Origin of the sequence: Mycobacteroides saopaulense (assembly GCF_001456355.1) — a bacterium.
Classification (GTDB): Bacteria; Actinomycetota; Actinomycetes; order Mycobacteriales; family Mycobacteriaceae; genus Mycobacterium; species Mycobacterium saopaulense.
In genome coordinates this window covers 1812917-1837538 of the sequence record NZ_CP010271.1, presented here as the reverse complement: position 1 = coordinate 1837538, position 24622 = coordinate 1812917, and the positions used below count along the sequence as shown (strand labels likewise).

At 64.4% G+C, this 24622-nt stretch carries 17 protein-coding genes; 6 read left to right on the top strand and 11 right to left on the bottom strand.

Annotated elements, in window-relative coordinates; genetic code table 11:
- Positions 1-16: 16 nt before the first annotated feature.
- Both MYCSP_RS09195 and MYCSP_RS09190 read right to left on the bottom strand, forming a co-directional pair.
- The gene (locus tag MYCSP_RS09195; protein ID WP_088413648.1) at positions 17-4552 is read right to left on the bottom strand and encodes a non-ribosomal peptide synthetase; all 4536 of its coding nucleotides are present in this window, start codon (positions 4550-4552) and stop codon (positions 17-19) included.
- Positions 4549-9582 (bottom strand): non-ribosomal peptide synthetase, encoded by a 5034-nt coding sequence (locus MYCSP_RS09190; RefSeq protein ID WP_088413647.1) that lies wholly within the window; start codon positions 9580-9582, stop codon positions 4549-4551. The genes MYCSP_RS09195 and MYCSP_RS09190 overlap by 4 nt, the downstream gene beginning before the upstream one ends.
- 228 nt (positions 9583-9810) lie before the next feature.
- On the opposite strand from MYCSP_RS09190, the gene MYCSP_RS09185 reads away from it, so the two are divergent.
- From MYCSP_RS09185 to MYCSP_RS09165, 5 genes are read left to right on the top strand one after another with little or no spacing between them, the layout of a single operon-like run.
- Positions 9811-10569 carry a thioesterase II family protein gene (locus tag MYCSP_RS09185; RefSeq protein ID WP_088413646.1) on the top strand — a complete coding sequence of 253 codons (759 nt, stop codon included), beginning with the start codon at positions 9811-9813 and terminating at the stop codon, positions 10567-10569.
- A gap of 31 nt (positions 10570-10600) precedes the next feature.
- Positions 10601-11929, top strand: a complete 1329-nt coding sequence (locus MYCSP_RS09180; protein WP_083013763.1) for a beta-ketoacyl [acyl carrier protein] synthase domain-containing protein — start codon at positions 10601-10603, stop codon at positions 11927-11929.
- On the top strand, positions 11922-15014 hold the full coding sequence (gene nbtC / locus MYCSP_RS09175) for a nocobactin polyketide synthase NbtC (RefSeq protein ID WP_157886165.1): 3093 nt from the start codon (positions 11922-11924) through the stop codon (positions 15012-15014). Before MYCSP_RS09180 ends, nbtC begins: the two co-directional genes overlap by 8 nt.
- A gap of 37 nt (positions 15015-15051) precedes the next feature.
- Positions 15052-15531, top strand: coding sequence for an MbcA/ParS/Xre antitoxin family protein (locus MYCSP_RS09170; RefSeq protein WP_083013734.1), 480 nt, complete (start codon positions 15052-15054; stop codon positions 15529-15531).
- Positions 15532-16089, top strand: a complete 558-nt coding sequence (locus tag MYCSP_RS09165) for an RES family NAD+ phosphorylase (protein WP_083013733.1) — start codon at positions 15532-15534, stop codon at positions 16087-16089. It abuts the gene before it with no gap.
- Between the two features lie 3 nt (positions 16090-16092).
- On the opposite strand, the gene MYCSP_RS09160 is transcribed toward MYCSP_RS09165, so the two are convergent.
- Positions 16093-18033, bottom strand: a complete 1941-nt coding sequence (locus MYCSP_RS09160; RefSeq protein WP_088413644.1) for a heavy metal translocating P-type ATPase — start codon at positions 18031-18033, stop codon at positions 16093-16095.
- Between the two features lie 296 nt (positions 18034-18329).
- Between MYCSP_RS09160 and MYCSP_RS09155 the strand changes: the two genes are divergently transcribed.
- Entirely contained in the window at positions 18330-19220 is an 891-nt protein-coding gene (locus MYCSP_RS09155) for an alpha/beta fold hydrolase (protein ID WP_083013731.1), read from the top strand.
- A gap of 114 nt (positions 19221-19334) precedes the next feature.
- Here the strand turns inward: MYCSP_RS09155 and MYCSP_RS09150 are convergent, their stop codons facing one another.
- The 8 genes from MYCSP_RS09150 to MYCSP_RS09115 form a co-directional block, all read right to left on the bottom strand.
- Entirely contained in the window at positions 19335-19655 is a 321-nt protein-coding gene (locus MYCSP_RS09150) for a hypothetical protein (protein ID WP_083013730.1), read from the bottom strand.
- A gap of 120 nt (positions 19656-19775) precedes the next feature.
- Positions 19776-20222: a hypothetical protein gene (locus MYCSP_RS09145; RefSeq protein ID WP_083013729.1), complete on the bottom strand. Its 447-nt coding sequence runs from the start codon at positions 20220-20222 to the stop codon at positions 19776-19778.
- Between the two features lie 71 nt (positions 20223-20293).
- Positions 20294-20629: a hypothetical protein gene (locus MYCSP_RS09140; protein ID WP_083013728.1), complete on the bottom strand. Its 336-nt coding sequence runs from the start codon at positions 20627-20629 to the stop codon at positions 20294-20296.
- 9 nt (positions 20630-20638) lie between these two features.
- Positions 20639-20989, bottom strand: coding sequence for a hypothetical protein (locus MYCSP_RS09135; RefSeq protein WP_234809092.1), 351 nt, complete (start codon positions 20987-20989; stop codon positions 20639-20641).
- A 175-nt stretch (positions 20990-21164) separates the two neighbouring features.
- Positions 21165-21611, bottom strand: a complete 447-nt coding sequence (locus MYCSP_RS09130) for a hypothetical protein (protein WP_083013726.1) — start codon at positions 21609-21611, stop codon at positions 21165-21167.
- A 96-nt stretch (positions 21612-21707) separates the two neighbouring features.
- Positions 21708-22583: an SDR family oxidoreductase gene (locus MYCSP_RS09125; protein WP_083013725.1), complete on the bottom strand. Its 876-nt coding sequence runs from the start codon at positions 22581-22583 to the stop codon at positions 21708-21710.
- Positions 22584-22592: 9 nt separating this feature from the next.
- A complete protein-coding gene (mshC, locus tag MYCSP_RS09120) occupies positions 22593-23831 on the bottom strand; it encodes a cysteine--1-D-myo-inosityl 2-amino-2-deoxy-alpha-D-glucopyranoside ligase (RefSeq protein ID WP_083013724.1) in 1239 nt (412 codons plus the stop codon).
- 20 nt (positions 23832-23851) lie between these two features.
- Positions 23852-24616, bottom strand: a complete 765-nt coding sequence (locus tag MYCSP_RS09115) for a 3'(2'),5'-bisphosphate nucleotidase CysQ (protein ID WP_083013723.1) — start codon at positions 24614-24616, stop codon at positions 23852-23854.
- Positions 24617-24622 lie beyond the last annotated feature (6 nt).

Here is a 24622-nt window from a genome sequence, read left to right as displayed (position 1 = left end):
GTGATTCTTCCCGTCGTTATCCGTCGAGTGCCTCGACAAGCGCGGCAACGCTTCGCTGCCACAGCTGTGCCAGCCGTTCGGCATCTGCAGGTGTGAACAGTGCCGAACTCAACTGCCAATTGGTCAGCAACTGGGGGCCCTCAGGCGTGGTCATCACTGCCGAACCGATGTTGATCGCAAACCGCAGTGGCATTTCCGGCTCGGAGTCGGGGGGCACAGCCAGACTCCGAGCGTCGGCGATGAGCGACCATGGCTGATCGTCGATACCGCTGATATCCATCCGGCCGACGTAGTTGAACTGAATCTGCGGGTCCCGCGCAGAGACCAGCTCTTCGCACCGAGAAGCATAGCGGAGCAGTCCGTAATCCAAACCCTGGTATGGAATTTTACTGAAGTACTCCGAAACGCCCGCCAACAGTCTCCGTGCTGCGTCGGCATCATTTTCTATCCCGTCGATGTCCACTACGGCCTCACCGGATGCAATCCGTACCGGATAAACGGTGGTGAACCAGCCGACGGTGCCACTGGTATCTGTGTCAAGCTCGGCATCTGCCCTACCGTGCCCCTCGAGGGACACCAAAGTGCCTGCGGCTGGGTCCTGTCCACGCTGCTTGCGCCAACTCGCGACCGTCACCGCCAGTGCCGACAACAGGAATCCGTACACGCCCTCGGGCTTGTTCAATGAGGCCAACAGTCGCGTGGTGATCTCCACGGGGGTAGGCACCGGCGTAGTCTGCAGGGTCCCCCACGTATCCCGGGCAGGATCCGCATGCCGTGACCCGAGCTCCGGATCGGCACCCACGACCTGCTCGGTCCAGTAGTCCCTCTGACGCAAGACATCCGCGCTGGATGCCCGCTGCTGCATCAGCTGGCTCCACTGCCGGTAGGAGGTAAATTCCATCGGCGCCTTGGGAACTCCACCGGATTCCACTGCTCGCCATGCGTCGGCGAGGTAACCGAGCACAACATGCCAGGACACCACATCCATAGCCAGATGGTGGACGGTCAACAACAATGCGTCACCCGATCCGGCGTCCACCAACCATGTCGCGCGCATCATCGCTCCCGACCGTGGGTCCAGGGCGTCGAACGCCTCGCGCGCGGCCACGGTAATCGCATCGTGAGCGGCAGCACCCGCAGGCAATTCCACTCGGCTCAGCACGTTTTCGGCTCGCACTGCGCCCGGTTCGCGGGTGACAACTCGGGGACCGTCAGGGGTATCCACCAGCGTCGACCGCAGCATGGCGAATCCATCGAGAAGCAACTGGAGCATCTGCTCGATCCGTGGACTGTCAATCTCCTCGGGCAGCCGAATGAGGACCGACAATGAAAGTCTGCGGTAGATCTCACTCTCATACATCCACGAAACGACCGGCAGCGGTGGCACCTCACCGTAATCAGCCTCTCCCGCCAGGGAATCAACGTGACCACGGGTATCGACAAGGGCCGCAAGCTGGCGGATGGTCGGCGCGGCCAGCACCATGCGGGGGGTGATTACCAGATCGCGCTTGCGTGCCTTGTTGACCAGCGAGATCGCGACAATACTGTCCACTCCGAGTGAAAAGAAGTCTTCGTCGATACCCGGCACGGCTCCGTCGAACAGCTCGGCGCAGCACTCGCAGAGTGCGCATTCGGTGGCAGTGACCGGGCGCGCTTCGTCGCCGCCGGTACCGCCGGACAGGCTCTCGAGTGCTAGCCGCTCCAGTCTGTCCCCATCGAGCTTGCCGTTGACGGTGACGGGCAGTTGCGGAAGAACAACAAGACGTGACGGCATCATGTACGACGGCAGCCGATCGGCAAGCCGCATCAGGGTACGAGTCGGTTCGAAGTCGACCGCCTGGTCTTGCGGAACAACGAATCCCACCAGGCTCGCACCACCGGCACGACGGAGCACAGTCACCGCGGCGGTGTGCACGCCCGGCTGCAGCCGCAGCGCGGATTCGACCTCGCCCACCTCGACCCGGTAGCCGCGGATCTTCACCTGTGAGTCAGCCCGGCCCAGATACGCGAAACCTCCATGCGGCAGCCGGCGCACCAGATCACCCGTCCGATACATCCGCCGGCCAGGTCGCTGCGGGTCTGCGACAAAGGTGCCGGCAGTAACAGCCGGTTTCCCTGCATAGCCCCGGGCCAACTGCGCACCCGCGAGATACAGCTCGCCCACGGCCCCGTCCGGTACCGGTCGCAGCCGTGAGTCCAGCACGTATCCGGCCATCCCTTGATTCGGCGTACCGATGGTGGGCTTCGGATAGTCTTTGACCTCTGCCACAACGGCTTCCACGGTCGTCTCGGTCGGGCCGTAGCAGTTGTAGACGGCAGTCCCGGACAATGAACGCAACCGGTTCCAGAGGGCAGTCTCGATGGCCTCACCGCCGAGCGCGAGGACGGGTAGCTCCCGATCGAGCAGACCAGCGGCGGACAATTGCGCCAGCATCGACGGCGTGGTGTCGATCATGTCGATGTCGTGCTCTGCCATACCGCTGACCAACCGCTGCGCGTCGCGCATGTCCTCGGCATCGAAGAGGTGGACGGTGTGGCCGTCCAACAAACCGATCATCGGCTGCCACGAAGCGTCGAAACTCAGCGACCACGCGTGCGCGATCCGCAGCTTGCGTCCCAGCCGCATCGAGGCGGGCCGATACACCCGATCGCGATGGTCGGCAAAGTAACTCATCAAGGCAGCGTGCGTGCCGATGACGCCCTTGGGCTCACCCGTGGACCCGGAGGTGAAAATCAAGTAGGCGCTCTGATCGGGATGCCTGGTGACAGCTGCGATCTTCGCCTCTCGTCCGGAAATCCGCTCGACGGTCGCGGGGTCGTCGAGAACCACCGCAGAGCGCTGCGGCCCGGCGATGTCCTGATACTCGGCGTGGGTAATGACCAGCTTCGGATCAGATTGGCGCAGAATTGATTCGACACGCGCAGTAGGCAGCGCGATATCCACCGGCACGTATGCGGCGCCCGCGGCCAACACAGCGAGGATGGCGATCATCGAATCAATCGAACGCGGAAGCAGCAGAGCCACCGTGGTTTCCGGGCCCACGCCATGCTCAGCCAGTACGTTTCCCAACCGGCACGCGGCGGCATGCAACTGCGCATAGGTGTGAGGCTCCTCGCGGCCCGCAACAAGCGCAATGGCTTCAGGGTTCTCGACCACCTGCTGCTGGAACAACTCCCATACCGACGACACGGACTGATCGGCGGCCGAGGGGGTGGCCAAGATCTCGGCGCGCTCATGCTCAGTCAACACATCGAGCGCATCCGGCGTGCGGTCTGCGATCTCTGGCAACTGACGCAGTATCGAAACCAGGCGCTCGCCAACACTGGCACCTGAAAAATACTGCAACGCTTCCGGAATCGCCTCGATCATCACCAACAACGATTCGCCATGCATATGCGATACGACGGTAAGAGGGTAGTGCGCGAGGCTTTCCATTTCGACCGGACGGAATCGAGCGCCGTCGGCCATCTCCACATCCTGGACCGCATCGCCGATGGGCGCGTTCTCGAAGACGAACAGGGTGTCGAACAACGCGGCGCTCCCCTCGGCCCGCTGCAGTGTGGACAGGCTCAGATATCCGATATCACGCATCGCGGCCGCCTCACGCTGCAACTGCGTGCACTGCTCGATAACCGAGGCCGAATAGTCGACGTGATGCACCATCGGCACCGAGTTGATGAAGAGGCCGACCATCCTCTCGACATCGGGCAGTTCCTTGGGCCGTCCGGATACGATCGTGCCGAACACCACATCGGTACGATCGGTCAGCCGACCGAGCACCAGCGCCCAGGCGAACGCGGTGACGGTGTTGAGGGTGAGCCCATTGGCAGCCGTCCACTGGCGAAGCCGCACGGTTTCCTCGGGAGTCAAAAGAAATTGAGACTTCTCGGGCACGCTGTCGTGCGCGGCGACAGCACCGTCGGCGAGCATCAGTGGCCCCGACACGGTACCGAGATAGCGAGTCCACCGCTCCGCTGCCGCAGCGGTGTCCTGTGTGTTGAGCCAAGCGATGTAGTCACGGTACGGACGAACCGCCGGCAATCCGTCGACCGATCCGTGTGCCTGGTAGGCGGCGAGTAGCTCGGTGAAGAAGATCGCGATCGCCCAACCGTCCATCAGGATGTGATGCGTCGTGACGATCATTCGGTAGCGCGCTTCATCGGGAACTGTGAGCAGCACGATGCGGATCGCCGGCCCCTTGCCAAGGTCAAATGGGCGCCGTCGCTCGCTCAGGGCGATATCGTCGAATTCCGTTGGCCGCGCGTTACGTTCCTCCCACGGGATCTCCGCATGGGTGGGCACGATCTGCACCGGCCTGGGCAGCCCGCGGTCCCAGAAGGCGGCACGCAGATTGGGATGGCGGGTGAGCATCGCCTGCGCGCTGCGGTGCAGCAAGTCGATATCAAGGCCACCTTCGATATCGGCGACGAACTGCATGCTGTACAGATCAACACTCTCGTCCGCGAGCTGGGCCAGCGCGAAGAAGCCCTCCTGCAGTGGGCTCAGCGCCAGTACGTCCTCGATCTGGGGCTGCTGTTCGGTTCCCGTCACGACTGCGCCTGCCACGATGCGGTGAGCTCCGCCAGCGCCTCGGCGCTGAGGCCGGAAGCACTCATCGGAGCACTGGGCTCCACCCGTGCCGACGGCGCCGGATTATCTTCCACCATAACGTGATCGGCAGAATCGACGGCGCCGGCCAGCTGGGAGATCGTCGCGCACTCGAACACCATTTGCGGTGTCATCGCGAGCCCGCGTTCGGCAGCACGTGTCGACCACTGAATCGAGATGACGCTGTCCCCGCCCAAGGCAAAGAAGTTGTCCTCCGGGTCGATGCCGCTGATCTCGAGCAGCTCCTCCAGGAGAGCGATCAGTATGCGTTTGGTTTCCTCCGAGCCCTCATTCACCGGCCCCGCGGTGCGCTCGACGGCAGCGGCCGGCGGAGCCAGCAGCCGCTCCATGGCATCGACCGGCAGCAGCACGATCTCGGAAATCCGGGTGTCCTGGTGGGTGACGAACGCATCGAATGCTGCATCCAGTGCTTGGGCAATCAGTCGCGTGGTCTCCACCTCATAGAGATCGGCGTTGGCCACAACCGAAACATCGAGGCCGCCCTCCGGCGTGACGTTCAGCGCGAAGTTCAGGTCGAGAAAGGAGACGTCCACCTCCATGGGCAACGGCACCATCGAGGTCTCGCCCGAGCCCGTCAGGTCCTGTGCCTCTGTACCCCAATCGGCGCCCCGGAAGTTCACCATGGTCTGGAACAACGGATTCCAGGACAGCGAACGTGGCGGATTGATGGCTTCCACCAGCTTCTCGATGGGCAGTTCCTGGTGGGTATGCGCGTTGAGGGTGGCGTCTCGACTTCTCTCCAACACCTCACGCACCGTCGGGTCGCCGGACAAGTCATTGCGCAGCGCCACCATATTGGCGAACAGCCCAACGAGATTGGCGACATGTGGGTGCACCCTGGCCGCCACCGGGCTACCGATCACGATGTCGGCACCTCCGCCCAGCCGATGCAGCACGGTCGCCAGTGCAGCCTGGTAGACCATGAACTCGGTGACTCCACGCTGCTCGGCCATCCGAGTCAGAGCCTGCCTGCGCTCCGGAGACACGGTGAACCTCTCGACTTCACCGCGCTTTCCGAGGATCTGTGGTCGAGCACGATCGTGTGCCACGGCTATCTCGACGGGTACGCCGGCCAGCAACTCGCGCCAATACGCCGTCTCGGACTGCCCGAATTCACTATCGGGGCCAAAAGCTTCGCGTTGCCACAGGACGTAGTCCGCATACTGCACCGGTTGCGGATCCCATTTCGGGGCCTCCCCCTCGATACGCGCACGGTAGGCGGTCACGAGGTCGTCGACGATCACGGTGAATGAGGCATGATCCACCACCAGGTGATGCACCACCAGCGCCAGCACGTGTTCCCGCGGACCCAATTCGATGATGGTGGGCCGTATCAACGACTCCGACTCCAGCCCGAAAATGTGGTGTCGCAGCTCTGCCAGCGTCTCCGAAAGGTCCTCCGCAGATCGTTGGAGGACCGGGATCGACAACTCCCGTGACGGATGCACGATCTGGTACGGCGCGCCTTCATGAATCGCGAAGTTGGTCCGCAACGTCTCATGCCGCGCGACCACGTCGCCCAGCGCAGCGCTCAACGCAGCGGTCTGCAGCGGACCGTCGAAGCGCAACGCGAGCCACATGTTGGCGATGTCGGTGACACCCTCCATCTGGCACTCGAACCACATGGACAGCTGCGAGGAGGACAACGGGAGTCGATCCGGCCTCACGGCCCGAACCAGTTCTGGGCGGCCGTCCTGCGGCGCGGCCTCCATCTCGTCTGACTCATCGAGGTCCAGCTCGTCGAGCTCGATCTCGAACTCCTCGCGGAAATACGTGGTGAGTTGTTCGGCCAGTCCCGCCGGCGTGGGGCTGTCGAACACCGTGCGCACAGTCAGGTCGATGCCGAATTGAGCCCGGACCTGCGCCACGAGACGCGCAGCAAGCAGGGAATGCCCGCCCAGCTCGAAGAACGAATCGTCCAGGCTGATCTCGGCCCGCCCGAACAGGTGCGCATAGATCGCACACATCCGGCGCTCCGTGGGTGTTGTCGGGGCACGAAACACCCTGTCCACCAGTGCATCGAGGGCCGGCAACGCCCGCTTGTCAAGCTTGCCGCTGGTGGTCAGCGGAATCTCCGGAATCACCACGAACGCGCTGGGGACCATATACCCGGGCAGTAGATCCTGCGCACGAGTCTTCAGCTCCTCCAGATTGATCTCCGCATCGCCGCCCGCAGCGGGCACCACGTAGGCCGCCAGCATTGGCCCCACCTGAGCGTCCTCCACCACCGTGACCACACAGCGACCGACGCGAGGATCGGCGCCTACGACCGCTTCCACCTCGCCGAGCTCGATACGGAACCCTCGTACCTTCACCTGCTCGTCCGCGCGACCGATGAATTCCAGTTCGCCGGAAACATTACGGCGCACCAGATCACCCGTCCGATACAACCGCCCTCCGGAACCGAATGGGTCGGCCACGAATCTCTCCGCGGTCAGGGTTGGCCGACCAAGGTAGCCACGTGCCAGTTGGGCGCCACCGAGATACAGCTCACCTACGACTCCTGCGGGCACCAACGCGAGCGCCTCATCCAGCACGTAGGCATACACATTGCGATTCGGCCTGCCGATCGGCACCACCGAATTACCTTGAGGGCCTTCCACCGGCATGTACGTCGAACACACCACCGCCTCGGTGGGGCCGTAATGATTCCGCAGTTCCGCGTCAAACATGGTGGCGAACTTGTCTGCCACCTCGCCTGGCAATGCCTCACCGCCCACAGGAATGTGCCGCAGGAGCCCGCGAAGCTCACGCGCCTCGGGCAATAACATCACCGAATTGAGCAGCGACGGCACCATGTGCAGCACCGTTACACCGCGACGACGAACGAGGTCGATCACATACCCAATATCCGAGAAAGGCTTTGGTCTCGGAACAACAACCTGTGCCCCTAGAGACAGAGGGCACAAAATGTCGGCCAACGAAGCATCGAAACTCACCGAAGTCGACTGCAACATCCGATCCTCGGCAGTCATGCTCCAGTCTGCTGTGAACGAGACGATGTGCTCGGCGATGGCAGCATGAGCGACGGCGACACCCTTGGGCCGCCCAGTGGATCCCGAGGTGTAAATCACATAGGCCAAGTTCTCGGGCCGCAGTGAACGCAATCGTTCGGTGTCATCGATTGCGGCGTCGGCCAAATCCGCAGACTTCGCCTCAGCGGCCCTGAATTCCTCAGTGCCCAGCACCATTCGCGGCCGCGCATCGCTGGTCAGATACTCGATGCGCTCAGCGGGCAACGCGGGGTCAATCGGCATGTACGCAGCACCCGATTTGAGGACTGCGAGCATCGCCACGATGAACTCTATCGAGGTCGACATTCTCAGCGCTATGACGTCCTCGGTGCCGATGTCCTGAGAGACAAGCCATCTCGCGAGCCGGTTGGAACGTCGATGCAGCGCATCGTAAGTCAGTTCGCCATCGTCAGCCACCAGCGCCAGCGCATTGGGCGTCGCCCGGCAGGCCTCTTCCAGCACATCGACAAGAGTTTTCTGCGGGACGGTCGACAACACCCCGCGCGATTGATCGAGCAGTGCGGCATGCTCTTCGACTCCGAAGGGGTCCAGCAGAGCAACAGGTACTTCCGGACGGGCCACCCCATCCTCCAGTAGACGTCCGTAATGCGTCAGAAGCTGGTCAACAAGCCATTCGGGCATCGTGTCGGTCTGGTACTCGATCTCAACCATCGTGCCGGACGACTCTGCGGCAATCGCCAGCGACAGCGGCAACTGCGCACTGACAGCACTGAGATCGAGCTGGGTCGCCTGGACACCCTCCAGCCGATATCCGCTGGCGTCCTTGCGCATGCTGAAGCCGAGCCTGACCAGCTCGTCCAGCCCATCGTGCCCGGCATTGCGAATCGGGTTGACTTCGCGGACCACTCGATCGATGCCGACGCCCTGGTGACCGAAAGCTCCCAAGCACACCTCGCGCACAGCGGCGAGGTAGGACGCGAAACCCTGCCGCGGATCCAATGCGGTACGCAACAGCAGTGTGTTGCCAAAGTAGCCGATCGCCTTTTCCGCATTGGCCTTACGCTCAGCCACCGGAATTGCGATCACGAAATCGGATGCGGCGGTGTACCGATACACGAGCGTCCCGAAGGCCGCCAGCAGCACCATGAACGGAGTCGCCGAGTGCTCGCGGGCGAATTCCTCTACCCGGGAAGCAGTTTCGTCAGGTAACGCTGCCGCACGCCGCCGTGCAGCCCTGGAAGAATGCGTGGCGGCGGAGCCAGGGAGCTCCAGAGGATCCGGCAGCGGCGTCAGGGATTTGCGCCAATACTCGATGTCCGCTTCGGACGCTGAATCGTCTCCAGCCCCCACGACGACAAACTGCGGCGCGTGGCCCTCGGTAAGGCGACCGTTGTAGTGACCATTCAGCTCGGCGAAGAACACTTCCCACGAGTTGTCGTCCCAGCAGATATGGTGAACCACCAGCAGCAGGACAAAGTCCTGATCGCTCAGACGCAGCAGGGTGATCCGCAGTGGCGCGTCCACCGCGAGTTCAAACGGCCGCCCGAACTCGCGATCAGCAAGCGCCTGAACTTCCCGCCCTTGCTCGCCCTCAACAAGATGCCCTAGATCGACTGTTGTCCATGGCAATTCGATTTCGTCACTGAAAACCTGATAGGGCTCTCCGTCAGCATCGACACCGTATGAAGTACGCAGGATGTCGTGTCGCGCAATCACCGCGGCGAAGGCATCACGCAACTTCGAGCCGTCGAGCGCGCCCTGCATCCGGTGCGCGACGCAGATGTTGAGTGAGGTGTCGGCCGCATCCTTGGTTTGCAGGAACCACAGCCGGCGCTGGCCCGGCGCCAGCCGGCGACGCTCGCCCGCCTGGACCCGAGGGACCGCATCGACGCGTTGCGCCTCGACACCGCTTTCGGCGAGTCGTTTGCGTAACAGCTCCCGCCGGCGGTCCAGTGCGGACAATTGATCTCCGCTCACCGAGCGTCACCGCCGACGACGAAAGCCTGGAATCCGAGCGACTCCGCGCGCATGAATCGAACCACCTCAATCTCCGAACTATGCCTAGCCTTACCTTAATGGCTGCCGGCGACGGCGGGCGACTCCCCATGGGTGCCCTGCATCACCGCGGACGGTGCGAGCGACATACCCCATCGAGAGTTACGTTAGGCTAATCTAACTATCTGCAAGTTTGGAAGGAAGCTGGACGTGGATCGCAAACTCGGATGGATCAGGCAGTTTCACAAGCCAGAGACAGCCGATGCACCATTGCTACTGCTTTTTCCGCATGCGGGTGCCGGAGCCTCGGTGTACCGCACACTCTCAAAAGCAACTGCAGCAAATTTTAATGTCGTAATCTTCCAATACCCGGGGCGACAGGATCGGGCGGGTGAGCCGGCGTTGGCGACGCTCCCCGATATCGCCGCCGGAGCCTTCGCCGAGTTCCAATCGTCCGAGCACAATCGCGGCGTTCCTATCCACACCTTCGGTCACAGCATGGGAGCCGTGATCTCCTTCGAGTTCGCCCGCCTGGCAGAGGCTGCTGGTCTGGATGTGCATCAGCTGACGGTGTCCTCGGCGGTGGCACCGTGCAATATCGCCGACAAACCCGATCTGCCGACCGACGACGATGCGGTATTGGCGCATATGGGCGCTCTGGAGGGCACGAATTCTGCCGTCATGGGCAACCTCGATGTGATGCGGATGGCGCTACCGGTCATGAAGGGCGACTATCAGGCATTCAATGCGTACGCCTGCGCGGATGATGTCAAGGTTGCGGCACGTATCCACTCGATCGGTGGAGACCAAGACCCCATGATCACGATGCGCGATCTGTACGGCTGGGGCAAGCACACCGACGAACTGGAAGTGACCTTGTTCGATGGCGGGCATTTCTTCCTGAACTCGCAGACCGACGCTCTGGCCGAACTACTGAATACCAACATTGCCCGCGCGACCTCGTCGTAGGGATAAGGACACCGTGACATCAACTCCTGCAATCACTTCCAGCGTCGAGAACGACCCCGTCGTCATCTCGGGGATGGCTATTGAAGCCCCGGGCGGAATCGATACCCCGAGGGCATTTTGGAATGCTCTTGCTGACGGCCGAGAGCTCATCGGCCCGTTCCCGCGCGATCGGGATTGGCCCATCGATGAACTGTTATCCCTATCCAACCTCGAAGGCTGGGGCCGAGTCTCCGATGCCGGCGGATTCATCACCGACGCAACTGTTTTCGATCCGGCCTTCTACGGCGTCACCCAACGCGAGGCCATAGCAATGGACCCGCAACAGCGAGTCGGCATGCGGCTGGCCTGGAAAGCACTGGAACACGCAGGCGTCAATCCCGCCACCGTCGACGGATCTGAGGCCGCATGTTTCGTGGGAGCCTCGTACACAGAGTATGGCCCCAGGGTCGCACAGGTACATGCCCACAGCGGACATCGCATTGTCGGCACAGGACAACTCGGTATCGCGGGCCGCATTTCGCATCAACTAGGCCTCATCGGCCCGTCGATGTGCATCGATTCCGCGTGCGCATCATCATTGTCGGCAGTACATCTCGCCGCCTCCGCAATACGGGCAGACGAGTGTGAATGGGCGCTGGCAGGCGCTGTCTGCGTACTGGGTTCGCCGGGCGCGTTCTACGAGTTCTCCCGAGTTCACGCCCTCGACCCCGATGGGCATTGCCGCTCATACTCTGACGAGGCCAACGGCACTCTTTGGGGCGAAGCGGCCGGAATGGTTGTGCTGGAACGGGAATCACGTGCCCGCGCTCTCGGTCACCGCATTTATGGACGCATCATGGCCATCCGCACCAACCACAATGGTGGCGGTAAGCCCATTCTCGTTCCACGAGGACGCGCGCAAGCGAAGCTGGTCGCCGCGACCATCGCCGCCTCTGGTGTAGACCCGGCCGATATCGGCATGATCGAAGGACACGGTACCGGCACCCGCGCCGGTGATCCGCTGGAGATCATGGCACTGCAGAGTACGTACGGCGCCGGTGGCTCCAGTGCATTTCTGGGCTCTTCAAAGTCCAACGCTGGGCATGCACAGGCCGCTGCGGGCATCGTTGGCCTGACCAAGCTGCTGCTGTCCGGACAGCACGGACACATCCCGCCCACTTTGTTCGCGGACAATCCCACCACCAAGGTCGACTGGTCGATGACAGGGATCCGCCTGGCCACCAAGTTGCACCCGTGGGAGCCGAAGAACGGCATCCGGTACGGCGCGGTCTCGTCGTTCGGAGCCGGTGGCGCCAATGCACACGCCATCATCGCGATGCCGGCCAGCGACTCAGAGGGAGAGGAAGGCGACGATGTCTAGCCACCGCTTGCCCGGCGGGGCCATCCCCGTCCTGCTCTCCGCAGACACCCCTGAGGTACTGCGGAGAGAGGCCTCCGCACTCCTTACCTATGTGCTTGAACGTCCAAAGGTCTCCCCTGACCGCATTGCGGGCATGATCTTTCGGACCCGCACGGCGCGCCGGTACCGCGCGCTGATCGCTGTCGACGATCACGACCAACTGGTGGCCGGCCTGCGCGCCGTGGTCACCGGAACGGACCACGCCCGGGTGGTCCGCAACTCAATGCCCGCGACCTCACGCCGACGGGGATTCGTGTTCCCCGGGCAGGGCGGACAGCGGCCGGGAATGGGGCGACTCTTCTACGACGCGTTCCCCCAGTTCCGCGCGGAGGTCGATCGCTGCGCGGAACTGTTCGATGCCCAATTCGGTCGTTCTCCGCTCGACTATCTTCTCGACGAGAACTTCCCTGCCGACGACAGTGCAAGTGTGGTCCAGCCCGCGCTGTTCACCCAGATGGCGGGCCTGACCGCGCTCTGGCGTTCGGTAGGTGTCAGCCCGGATGCCACAATCGGGCACAGCCAGGGCGAGATCGCCGCGGCGTACGTCTCCGGCCTCATGCCCCTTACCGACGCGGTGACCGTGGTGGGCACCCGTTCCCGGATCGCCGACGAGTTCCCGGCCGATGACTATGCGATGGCAGTCATCGCGGCCGATCGCGATACCTGCGAGAATCTCCTTGCCCGGCAATCGGGTTGGGCCGAGCTGTCGGTGGTCAATTCGCCGTCGATGGTGGGGATTTCCGGCCAGCGTGAGACGGTGCACCGTATCGTCGAGCGCCTCACCGAAGACGGCGTGTTCGCACGGGTCATCTCGGTGCGCTATCCGGCTCATACCAGCATGATCGCCTCGATCGGTGCCGAGATTCGCGAGGCGCTCGTCCAGCGACTTGGCGATGCCGAGTTCGCCGCCACCGACATCGATTGCATCGGAGCCACACTCGGAGCGCCGATCACCGCGGAGCTGCCTGTCGATCAGTACTGGTTCTGGAACCTGCGCAACGCCGTCCGTTTCGACCGTGCCATCGCTGCCGCGACACAGACGCAGGTCGACACCTTCATCGAGGTGGCCGAGCACCCCACGCTGCAACTCGCGATCCGGGAGAACCTCGCGGCCCTGGACTCCGAACACACCACCTGCGTGGCGGGCACCTCCACCCGCACCGCGACGGATCTGACCGAATTCGCCGCCAATCTTGCGAACCTGGCCGTCCACGATCTCGACTATGACTGGGATGCACTGCGAACCGAGACATCCGAGCCGATATCGCTGCCGCTGCGGGATTTTCCGAATGTCCAGAACAACAATGTTGCATTGTGGCTGTCGTATCGTGAGCCGGAAAACGAGCTCTCCTCGCCGACGAAACAGTCCGTTGCGAAGGTTGCTGACCGTGTTGCGGACGACACCCGGTCCTCGGCACGCCCGCGGCTGCTGCGCGAAGCCTGGACCAAGGTGAACCGGCGCTCGATGATGCCGCCCAGGTCGTACGGGTTCATCGACGCCACCGGCGAAGCCGGCCCCCTGATCGAGGCTCTCCGAGAGGGTGCGCCGGACTTCGGCTCATCGGCCCAAATCCTCACCCCGGCAGATGAATCCGGTACCGGTGACGCCGACACCGTGGTGATTGTGCTGCCCGCCCCGGATCCGCTCGACGATCGCGCGGCCGCCGACGCGGTCTCGCAGTTCTTCGGCGACCGCACCTGGTGGCCCGAACTGTCCAGTTCCGTCACCGGATGCTGGCTCCTCACCGTCGGAGGCGAACAGGCCACCGCCGGCGAGTCCCCGGCGCATCCCGTGCACGCTGCCATCGCGGCCGGGTTCCGCTGCATGGGCACAGAACATCCGGGCATCGCGTTCCGGCACCTCGACCTCGGGACCGACCTCGCACACCCGGGCCATGCCGCCATCATCCTGGCCGCGCTGCAATCAGCCGGTGAATCTGAGCTGGCATTGCGCGCGGAGGGCATGTACGCCAAGCGCATTCTGGATGCCGGGCAAGACCATGACGGCGAGGCCAGCGCGGCAGCAGCCGACCACGTGGTGATCACCGGAGGCACCGGAAAGCTCGGACAGGAGTTCTGCGAGCACTACGCGCGGTTGGGCGCCCGCCAGATCACCTTGATCAGTCGGTCGGGCGAAACCGATGCCGTGGCAGGGCGACTCGATGCGATACGACGCAGTACCGGCGCCGTGGTCCGGACGCTCGCCTGCGATGTGACCGACACGGCCGCCGTCGCCGCCCTTGCCGAAGAGCTTGATGGTACTCCGGCGGACGTGATCATTCATGCCGCCGTGGACTATTCGGATATCCCACTCACCGAGATCACGGTCGAAAAGTTCCAGCAGGCATTGCGCGCCAAGATCGGTGGCGTCGTCAATGTTCTCGATGCCCTGCGCCGCACCGATTCCTGCCGCGTGATGTTGTGTTCTTCGCTGGCTGCGACAATCGGCGGCAAGGGCCAATTGATGTATGCCGCGGGCAACCGGATGCTGGACGTGCTCGCGGCCCGCCGGCGTGCAGGCGGGCTGGATTGTGTCTCCGTGCAGTGGGGGCAGTGGACCGTCCATCTCGACCTCGATGACACGGGTATCGCCAAGCTGGCTGCCGCTGGCGTCCATCCGATGCGTCCCGCCGACGCCCTTGCCGCCGGCATGGGCAGGCACGCAGGCAACACTCTCGTCGGGGCCTTCGACCTCACGCAAGCACGCGCGATGCTGGGCGTGTTCGGGTACGGCCCATTGCTCTCCGAGCTTGAAGACAACAGCAGGCCCGCCGCGTCCGACGAGTTCATTCGACCCACAGCGGTGGTGCCCGCCAACCGGTCCGGACATCTGGTGCAATTGCTCGCCGAGGTGATCGGCGCCGATCACGCCGATTCCATCGACACGGCCATGCCCATGGTGGCGATGGGGCTGGATTCATTGCAGGCGCTGGAGTTCCGTCGGCGCGTGCAGGCCGAACTCGATTTCGAGCTCCCGGTGCAGGATCTGCTCGGGGGCGCCTCGGTCGACCACGTGATCGAGGCTCTCGCGGCTCAGACGCACTGACCCCGTGCCCAACAAACTTGTTGGGTAGACTTGTGGCATGGCACCGACACGACGCAGCACCGCAAGCAAGGCAGTGGCGACCTCCGGAACCGCGAAGAAGCGAGCGTCGACCGCTATCCGCTCGGTGAGCACCCCCAAGCGCGTAGTCGTCGGCAACCTGGCGGTCGCAACACAGCCCGCAGACGATCCGCTCGCACCGCTGCGGGTGTCCTACCTGGTGGATGCCGTGGGCGGGGCCGCACAGTTGGCCCGGATCATCGGCGTGAACCGGTCGCAGCCGTCCCGGTGGATCTCCGGCGAGGAGCGCCCCGGCGGCCGCAGCGCTCCCTTGATCATCGACCTCGAGCATGTCGTGTCCCGGGCGCGTCTGGTGTGGGGTGACCGGGCGGCGACCACCTGGCTGGAAAGCGCCAACAGCTATCTCGGAGGCGCGCGGCCGCTCGACGTTCTGCTGAGCGAAGGACCAGGCCGAGTCCTCGACGCACTGGATGCTGTTACCGCGGGGTCTTTTTCGTAAATGCTCGCCTACCGGATCTTCCCGTACCTCGCGGACGCGAAGACGGGACAACCTGGACACCCGCTCTATCAGCACCGACCGCAGCGCGGTGGCCGTATCGACCATCCCGACTACTACGTCTGGTATCTGGGAACACGGCCCGAGGTGGCGTGTGGGGAGGTGTTCGGGGATCTACAGGTCTGGGATGACTCGATGCTGGAGTTCCCCCTACTGGGTGCTCGGCGTGCGCTCGGCGTATTCAGCCTGCCCGACGAACTGCGGGTGTGCGATCTCGATGACGCGAAACAACTTGTACGGCTTGGGCTTCGTCCCACTCAGGTGGTCGCACGGAACCTCGCCGTCACCCAGTCCTGGGGACATCAGATCTGGTCAGAGACCATGGCCGACGGCGCGGATCAGCGCTGGCAGGCCGTCCGATGGTGGTCGTACCATCGTCCGTCGTGGCCGGTGCTGGCGAGCTGGGTCCGCCCGAAACTGGAGCGGGTCGAACTCCTGGATCTGCATCACCCGGCCATCGTCGACGCCGCCGCGGCGCTGAATCGTCCCATCAGCCACTGACATTCACCTGCCCAGGATGCGCCGCACGGATTGTTCTGGACGCAGATCCAGGCGGCGTAACAGTTGCGCATTGAGCGCCACCACCACGGTGGACGCCGACATCAAGATGGCCCCCACACTCATCGGGAGAACGAACCCAATCGGAGCGAGCACACCGGCCGCCAAGGGAACCGAGACCAGGTTGTATCCGGCTGCCCACCAGAGATTTTGCTTCATCTTGCGATAACTGGCCCGCGACAACTCGATGACCGACAGCACCGATCGCGGGTCCGAGCTTCCCAGGATGACACCGGCGGACGCGATGGCGACATCGGTGCCCGCTCCGATCGCAATGCCCACATCGGCCTGTGCCAGCGCGGGAGCGTCGTTGACGCCGTCGCCGACCATCGCCACGATGTGTCCTTCGGATTGCAGTTGCGCCACCGCCGACGCCTTGTCCTCGGGCCGCACCTGGGCGAACACCCGGTCGACTCCGATTTCGGCCGCCACCGTGTGGGCCACCGCATGTGCATCACCGGTGATCATGACCACCGATACACCCAGGCGGTGCAGTGCGTCGACGGTGTCCCGGGACTCCGGGCGAATGTCATCGGCCAGCCGCAGTGCGCCGGCGACCCGCCCGTCCGTCAGCACGTGCAGGATGATCGCCCCCTCGGAGCGCCACGTTTCAGCGATGGGTAGCTCCTGCGCACCATGCCTTTTCAGCAATGCGGGCCCGCCGACGGCAACCTGTACCCCTGAAACGTCGGCGGTGACGCCCAATGCGGGTTCCGAGGAGAAGCCGCCGGCGGCGGCGATGCGCAGCCCCCGGCCGCGTGCGGCCTCGACGATGGCATGCGCCAGCGGGTGCTCGCTGTCAGTTTCGGCCGCTGCCGCCAGCGCAAGGACGGTGTCGGCATCGCGCCCGTCAACGGGTTCGATGCCCGTCACCGTGGGAGCACCCTTGGTGAGCGTTCCCGTCTTGTCGAAGAGCACGACATCGACGGTGCGCATCTGTTCTAGAGCCAGACGGTCTTTCACCAGGACTCCGCCCCGAGCTGCACGCTCGGTGGCGATGGAAACGACCAACGGGATGGCCAGACCCAGGGCGTGCGGGCACGCAATCACCAGCACCGTGATGACGCGGACCACCGCGGTATCGGGCTCCCCCAGTATCGTCCAGGCCACGGCCGTCAAACCCGCGGCGCCGAGTGCGAACCAGAACAGCCAGCCCGCGGCGGTATCGGCGATCCGCTGCGCGCGCGAGCTGGATGCCTGGGCATCGGCGACCAGGCGCTGGATTCCAGCAAGAGTGGTGTCGTCACCGACCGCCGTAACCTCAACGCGCAGGCCCGAATCGGTGGCCACCGTACCCGCCACCACTGGATCCCCGGTCTGCCTGCGTACTGGACGCGACTCGCCCGTCACCATCGATTCATCCAGGTGCGCGCTGCCCTCAGTGATCCGACCATCGGCCGGCACCGAACCGCCCGGGCGCACGACCACGACGTCGCCCACGCGAAGATCTGCCGGCGCGACGCGCACCACCGCATCGCCCTCGATACGCTCGGCGGTGTCCGGCAAGAGCGCGGCCAGGGAATCGAGCGCCGACGTGGTCCTTGCCAACGACCGCATCTCGATCCAGTGCCCGAGCAGCATGATCACCACCAGAAGCGCCAGCTCCCACCAGAAGTTGAGCTGGTGATCGATCAGACCCAGGCTGGCACCCCAGGATGCGACGAAGGCCACCGTGATCGCCAGGCCGATCAACAGCATCATTCCCGGCTTGCGGCCGCGCACCTCGGCGACCGCGCCGCTCAGGAATGGCTTACCGCCCCAGAAGTAGATGACGGTGCCCAGGACCGGTGATACCCACCGAACCCACCCGGCCGTCGGCAGCTGATAACCGATGACCATCGCGAACATGTCGTTAAAGGCGATCACCGGCACCGAAAGCAGCAGCATGATCCAGAACAACCTGCGGAACTGTCCGACGTGATCGCCATGACCACCACCGTGACCTCCATGCGCAGCGTGGTCCGAGTGATCGCCGTGTTGGTGCTGCCGATGATCACGCTGCTCGTGTGAACCGCCGTGCCCAGCATGGGCCTTCGACTCATCCGCCGCGGCTGACGTCTGGGTTGACGAATGTTCGGGATGCTCCATGCGGGAACTCATACTCACACCGTATACCCCATGGGGGTATACGTCAACGGAGCAGGGCGGGTCGATTAGATACCCCCGTGGGGTATCATGGAAGGGTGTTGCACACCCTGGGCGATAGTGGATTCATCCGGCTTGCAGACGGGCGTGCACTGCACGTCATGAAGGCAGGCATCGGCAGCCCTACCGTGGTGTTTGAATCAGGCCTGGGCGCGTCACGCTCCGAGTGGGGCCTGGTGCAGCCTCTTGTGGCGCGCCAGTTCTCGACAGTCGTATATGACAGGGCCAATCTGGGGCGCAGCGACGACGACGGCGCACCACGCACTCTCGAACGTCTCACCTACGATCTCGGCGAATTACTGGACGCGCTGGATGCGGCCCCGTACATCCTGGTCGGACACAGCTATGGAGGAACGATCGCGCTGGCGACCGCGGCGCAGAATCGTTCCGATGTCGCCGGTTTGGTGCTGGTCGACCATTCCGATGAGCAGTTGGACGTCTGCTGCGGGCCATCCTTGAAACGTCTGCACATGCTCGCGCTGGCGGGCCGCTGGTCCACCGATGCGCTACGACGCCTCCGCCTCTTGCCGCTAGCCGTGCGCAGAGCCGCACCCGGCATGCCCGCCGACGTGGTGGATGACCTGGTTGCCGAAGATTTGACCGTGCGCGCCCGGCAGGCCGCCGAGGCCGAAGAAGAATTCTTTCTCCAGGGGTTGGCGAGCCTGCGGCGCCGGCCCCCGAAACTGGGCGACATGCCGGTCACCGTGATCTCCGCAACGCGATCGACACTCATTGACAGGTCGATCCGCAAAGCCTTCCTCGGCGCACACGAGCGGGCCGCCGGTCGGCTGGGCGCCCGGTTGGTGAAGGCCCGAAAATCTGGCCACCAGGTTGTCTTCACGGAGCCGCACCTGGTCGCCGACGAAATCATCCGGATCGCCGGCGCACCCTCGTCGCCCCGCGACATTGCGAGCCACCCAATACCGTAATCCCTTCAGCCGTAACCTGATACAAGCGCCCCACCACGTCGCTGAAGAACGTCCCTGCCACTCAAAGCGGCCCGCGAGCTGATAGGCGGCGCCCCGTGGCGCGTCCACCAAGGGTCAGCATTGGATGTCGACGTGGTAGACGCTATAGAGCCACACCCGCCGAGTAGGCCCGGAGGAAATGTTCGGGTATATCCGCGGGTTTCCGTAGACATCGAGGTCTTTGCGCACCCGCGTGGCGACACATTGCGACAATGGCTTGTTGCCCGTCTTCGTGACAATGACTTTGTTGCCTTGGGCTTTCAGGCTTTCGATGACTTGTTCGGCGTCGCCGAGCGTGCCCGGACCAGCGTGAGCGATCGGGGCAACCAGCAGCGTCGCGGCGATGGTGGCCGCCAGCGTCAATCCGGGCACACGGCGGCGAAAATTGGTGTTCATGGCAAGAGAACCTCTTATGTATGGGGCCGCGCCACGTCGGCGCGGCAGGCGGGTAACGGATCGGTTGCGCGCTTGGTTCTTGGCACGCGTCGGTGCGCGCCGAGAACCAACTCGCCCCGATCAGCGCCGCATTACGCAGAGGTGATGAATGAGAGTGCGGCCGCCGACGATCGCGGCAGCTGCGGTATGTGGTGGCGGCCCCCTGTTTGAGCATGAACAAACCACAGCTGCCGACACATCGACCGCCAGAGCCAATACGGCAAGCACCAGCACACGCAACATGGCGGGCGCGCTCAGAACTGTGGCCACGGCGTCGGACGCGGTGCACGTGAGGAACGCCGCCCTGCCGACATGGTCGTGCACACCGGCTACAACGTCGCTGAGTTGTCGCGGCGAGCCGACCGCGACGGCGTGATGAGGCAGCGCCACCCTGGCCGCGTCGCGATGAGGCGTCGCCGAGCACTGCAACACCAGCATCGCGAGGGCCGCCGCGACGATGGAGAACACCAAGGCGGCACGCCCCACCCGGAGACTGCCGAACGATCGTTCGCCACGGGGCGGCAACACATCTTCACCATAACACGATGCGCCAATACCCCTACCCGGTATGCAGAGGACGAGGGCATCGCGGTCCGGGCTCAACATCGCACATCGATATACACGGTCCGGTACAGCAATTGGCTCCCGCGGCCGTTGGCTCGTCTTGCCGGACTGGGGTCGACCATCCGCGGATGGGTCCACCAGTACTCGGACCTGCCTTCGCGCACCGAGATCACGGTGCACATCTGCAGCGGCTTGTCGCCCGCCCGATGGACGATGACCTGGTCACCTTGACGTTGCAACAGCATGATCAACTGTAGGGCGTTTGTCGACGCCGGCCCGGCCGACGCCAGCGGAGATGCGGTGACGATCGGTACCGCTACCAGCGATGCGACCGCAATGACGACTCGGCGCCTAAATCTGTTGTTGGGCATGGAAATTCCCTAACACTGAATGGTGACGTACATGACGTGTGAGGCCAGGGTGCGAGTGGCCGGTCCTTTGCGCTGCGGCACCTGTTTGTAGATGTGCCGACCGACACGCACGGAAGTGGCTATGCACTGCGACAGTGGTTTGACGGGGCCGCTGCGGTTGACGATGACCTGGTCGCCACGGGTCTTCAGTGCGGTGATGACAGCCTGCGCATTACCGGGCGCCTGCGGCCCCGGCTGCGCCGGGCCGGCAGAGACGGGAGCAGCCGACAGGACGGCGACAAGTCCGGCCGCCAGTGCCAGGCCAACGGCATGACCCCTGAACAACGCTGGAGCAACGGCCAAACATGATGCAGCCACAATGACGGCTTCCTTGTCTGAAAAGTGTTGACGTGGTGACCATTGGCGACACAATCGCGCATCGCCACCTGATGACCCCACTCATCGCAATTCCTGCCGGAATGGCCGCACTCGTATGGTCAGCGGTGGAAGCTACGACCGCAGGCCCGTGTCATCGATGGACACAGGCAGATATCGATCAGCGCCGCATCACGCAGAGGCGCAGGAAACATTCGCGACCGCTGGTCGACAACCACCGGGATCGCCCCTTCGGAGGGCCGCGCCTGGCCGTGTGCCTCCTGGCCCACGCCACAAATACCCCGAAGGCCATCGCCGTGATGGCGAGGGCCCAGCCTTGGAGGGCGCCCGGCCCGGTCGCGGTCACCGCGTTAATCACGGGCAGCTGACATCCGTGATGATCGCCGGTGTCGACCGCCGCGGCAATCAGAGGGGGCGCTTGGGTGACGCGCAGTGACGCGGCCACGACGCCCAGATCGGTGATCGCGCTTCCCGCCGCAGCGGCCGGGGCCGTCGGGCACGTCAGCATCGGCGCGAGCGCAACCGCGATGGTCAGCAGCGCCCAGAACAACGCCGACGCCGCGGGAAGCGCCACGCGCCGCACCGCACGTTCACCGGTGAGCGCCATGGGACTACCCTACACCCGAACCCCGTACCCGTAGTGGGTATTCATTCGGACATTCTTCAGTCCGTCGCATTCCCCACGCGTATGACTGCGGAACCGTTACTGGGACTCCCCGCGCGCGGCCCGCTGCAGGGCGGCCACCTCGGCATCCATGCGGGGCAGGATCTCGGGAATCATGCCCCGCATGGGCAGTTCGCCGAGCGATGTCGACAACACCGGCTTGAGCCAGCGGGTCACCCCCACCCAGCCGGGGCAGTTGATGCGCCGGCGGCGTTTTTCGATGCCCTTGACGAAGGCCTTCCCGCACGCTTCGACAGACGTCACGGTTCTCAATGGCGGTGGCAGCCGGGTCAGCATCTCCGAAAACGCCGACAAGTTGGCCTTCTGGTCGTTCACCATCGAGGTGTCGATCCACGACATGTGTGCCGAACCGACATCAACGCCGCGGTGCGCCACTTCCAGGCGCAGTGCGTTGGCGAAGTGTTCGACGGCCGCCTTGGACGCGTTGTACGCCGTCACCCCGGGCGCGGCGGCATACGCGGCCAGCGAGGACACGATCAGCACATAACCCTGCCGTTCGATGAGCGAGGGCAATGCCGCCCGCACCGTGTGAAACACCCCGAGTACGTTGACATCGATCAGCTTCTTGAAGGTGGCCGGGTCCACCTGCAGCACCGAGCCGAATGTCAGCAGGCCCGCGTTCGCGAGCACCACGTCGATGCCACCGAACCGCTCGACCGCTTGGGCAACGGCTCCTTCCAGCGCGGCAAGATCGCACACATCGGCAACAGCCACCAGCACACGATCACGGCCCAGATCGTCGGCGATCGCGGCGAGTTTGGCCTCGTCCACATCGGTAAGCAGCAGATTCGCACCCTTGGCATGCAGCCTGTGCGCGACCTCCACGCCGATTCCGCCGGCGCCGCCGGTGATCATGACGGTCTTGCCTGCGATGTCGTTCGCCGTTGAACCCATGGGCAGACGCTACAGCTGCACTCCCAGCAGGGCATCCACCGCATCGCGCACCTGACCACCTGCCGTTGCATCGTGGCCGCCGTACGCCAGCGCATCGGTCACCCAATTATCCAGGGCAGCAAGTGCTTTCGGTGTGTCGAGATCATCTGCGAGATAGCGGCGCACCCGCGAAACCACGTCCCGAGTGCTCGGTGCGGTGGGCAGCGCGGCCGCACGGCGCCACCGGGCCAGCCGGCCCTGCGCATCGGCGAGCACAGTATCGCTCCAGGACCGATCCGCGCGGTAGTGGCCGGCCAGCAGCCCGAGACGGATCGCGGCGGGATCCACGCCCTGCGCCGTCAGGCCGGACACTTTCACCAGGTTTCCGCGGCTCTTGGACATCTTGTGTCCGTCCCACCCGATCATCCCGGCGTGCACGTAGTGCCGCGCAAAACGGCGTTGTGCGGTAACGGCTTCGGCGTGCGCGGCACTGTACTCGTGATGCGGGAAGATCAGGTCGCTGCCGCCGCCCTGAATGTCGATACCGGCCCCGAGCTCGCGCAGCACGATCGCCGAACATTCGACGTGCCAGCCCGGCCGGCCCGGCCCGAATGACGCCTCCCAGCTCGGCTCCCCTGGCCTCGCGGCCCGCCACAACAGCGCATCGAGCTCGTTGGCCTTACCCGGACGGTCCGGGTCGCCGCCACGTTCGGCGAAGAGCCGTGACATGGTCTCGATGTCATAACCCGACTCGTAACCGAACTGCTCGGTGGCGTCCACCCGGAAGTACACATCCGGGTGCTCGGAATCGTCCACGACGTACGCGGCGCCGGAGGCGAGCATCTTCTCGACCAGTTCGATGATGCACGCGATCGACTCGGTGGCACGCACGTACTCGCGCGGCGCCAACACCCGCAGCGCTGTCATATCACCCCGAAACAGGTCGGTTTCCCGGTCCCCCAGCTGACGCCAGTCGATACCGTCACGGTCGGCCCGCTCGAAGAGCGGGTCATCGATATCGGTGACGTTCTGCACGTAGTGCACGTCCAGGCCCGCGTCGAGCCATTGCCGGTAGATCAGGTCGAACGTGAGATACGTTGCGGCATGGCCCAGATGAGTGGCGTCGTACGGGGTGATGCCGCACACGTACATGGTCGCGGTCGGCCCGGTGGTTACCGGGCGCACCTGACGGTCGGCGGTGTCGTACAGCCGTAGCTGCGGACCACGACCGTCGAGTTCAGGAACCGGCGCCGACGCCCACGACTGCATACGCACACCTTATGGGGTGGTCAGGCACGCCCGGCGACCGCATCCAGCAGCAACGGCGCCAGATCGGGACGGCACATGATGAGGTCGGGCAGGTACGGATGCGGCTCGTTGTATCGCAGCGCAGAGCCGTCCAGACGTGATGCGTGCAGCCCAGCCGCGAGCACCACCCCGGCGGGAGCCGCCGAATCCCATTCCCATTGGCCGCCGCCGTGCAGATAGGCGTCCGCCTCGCCGCGTACCACCGCCATCGCCTTGGCGCCCGCCGAACCCATCGGGATGAGTTCGATGTTGAGTCGCTCGGCCATATCGGTGAGGAACTTGGGCGCCCGGCTGGCACTGGCCACGATCCTGATCGGGTCCGACTCAGCGCGCGCCGAAGGGGCCACCCGGGTCTCGTCGGTGCGAAATACCGTGTCCAATCCGGGCAACGCAACGGCGGCATCGGTGATCGAACCACCATCTCCGTCGGCCTGCCACAAGGCCACATGCACGGCCCAGTCGTTGCGGCCCTCCAACCCGAATTCGCGGGTGCCATCCAGCGGATCGATGATCCACACGCGCTGCGCCCCGAGGCGGGCCTTGTCGTCGACGGCCTCCTCCGAAAGCACAGCGTCCGCGGGGCGCGCTGCCGCCAGTCGCTCCAACAGCAGCGCGTTCGCGCGCTTGTCGCCGGCAGCGCCGAGCCCCTTGGGGTCGTCGAAACCGAGCTCGGCACGCACCTGCAACAGCAGCTGTCCAGCTTCGTGGGCGAGTTCTGCGGCGAGCGCGGCATCGGAAAGAGTCACCCGGTC

Bases quoted from the DNA above. Each gene is read 5' to 3' on its own strand.
- MYCSP_RS09140 (WP_083013728.1), bottom strand. From the start codon at position 20,629: ATGCCCAACAACAGATTTAGGCGCCGAGTCGTCATTGCGGTCGCATCG.
- MYCSP_RS09130 (WP_083013726.1), bottom strand. From the start codon at position 21,611: ATGGCGCTCACCGGTGAACGTGCGGTGCGGCGCGTGGCGCTTCCCGCG.
- MYCSP_RS09170 (WP_083013734.1), top strand. From the start codon at position 15,052: ATGGCACCGACACGACGCAGCACCGCAAGCAAGGCAGTGGCGACCTCC.
- MYCSP_RS09160 (WP_088413644.1), bottom strand. From the start codon at position 18,033: ATGCTGCTGCTTTCGGTGCCGGTGATCGCCTTTAACGACATGTTCGCG.
- MYCSP_RS09125 (WP_083013725.1), bottom strand. From the start codon at position 22,583: ATGGGTTCAACGGCGAACGACATCGCAGGCAAGACCGTCATGATCACC.
- nbtC (WP_157886165.1), top strand. From the start codon at position 11,922: ATGTCTAGCCACCGCTTGCCCGGCGGGGCCATCCCCGTCCTGCTCTCC.
- mshC (WP_083013724.1), bottom strand. From the start codon at position 23,831: ATGCAGTCGTGGGCGTCGGCGCCGGTTCCTGAACTCGACGGTCGTGGT.
- MYCSP_RS09165 (WP_083013733.1), top strand. From the start codon at position 15,532: ATGCTCGCCTACCGGATCTTCCCGTACCTCGCGGACGCGAAGACGGGA.
- MYCSP_RS09150 (WP_083013730.1), bottom strand. From the start codon at position 19,655: ATGAACACCAATTTTCGCCGCCGTGTGCCCGGATTGACGCTGGCGGCC.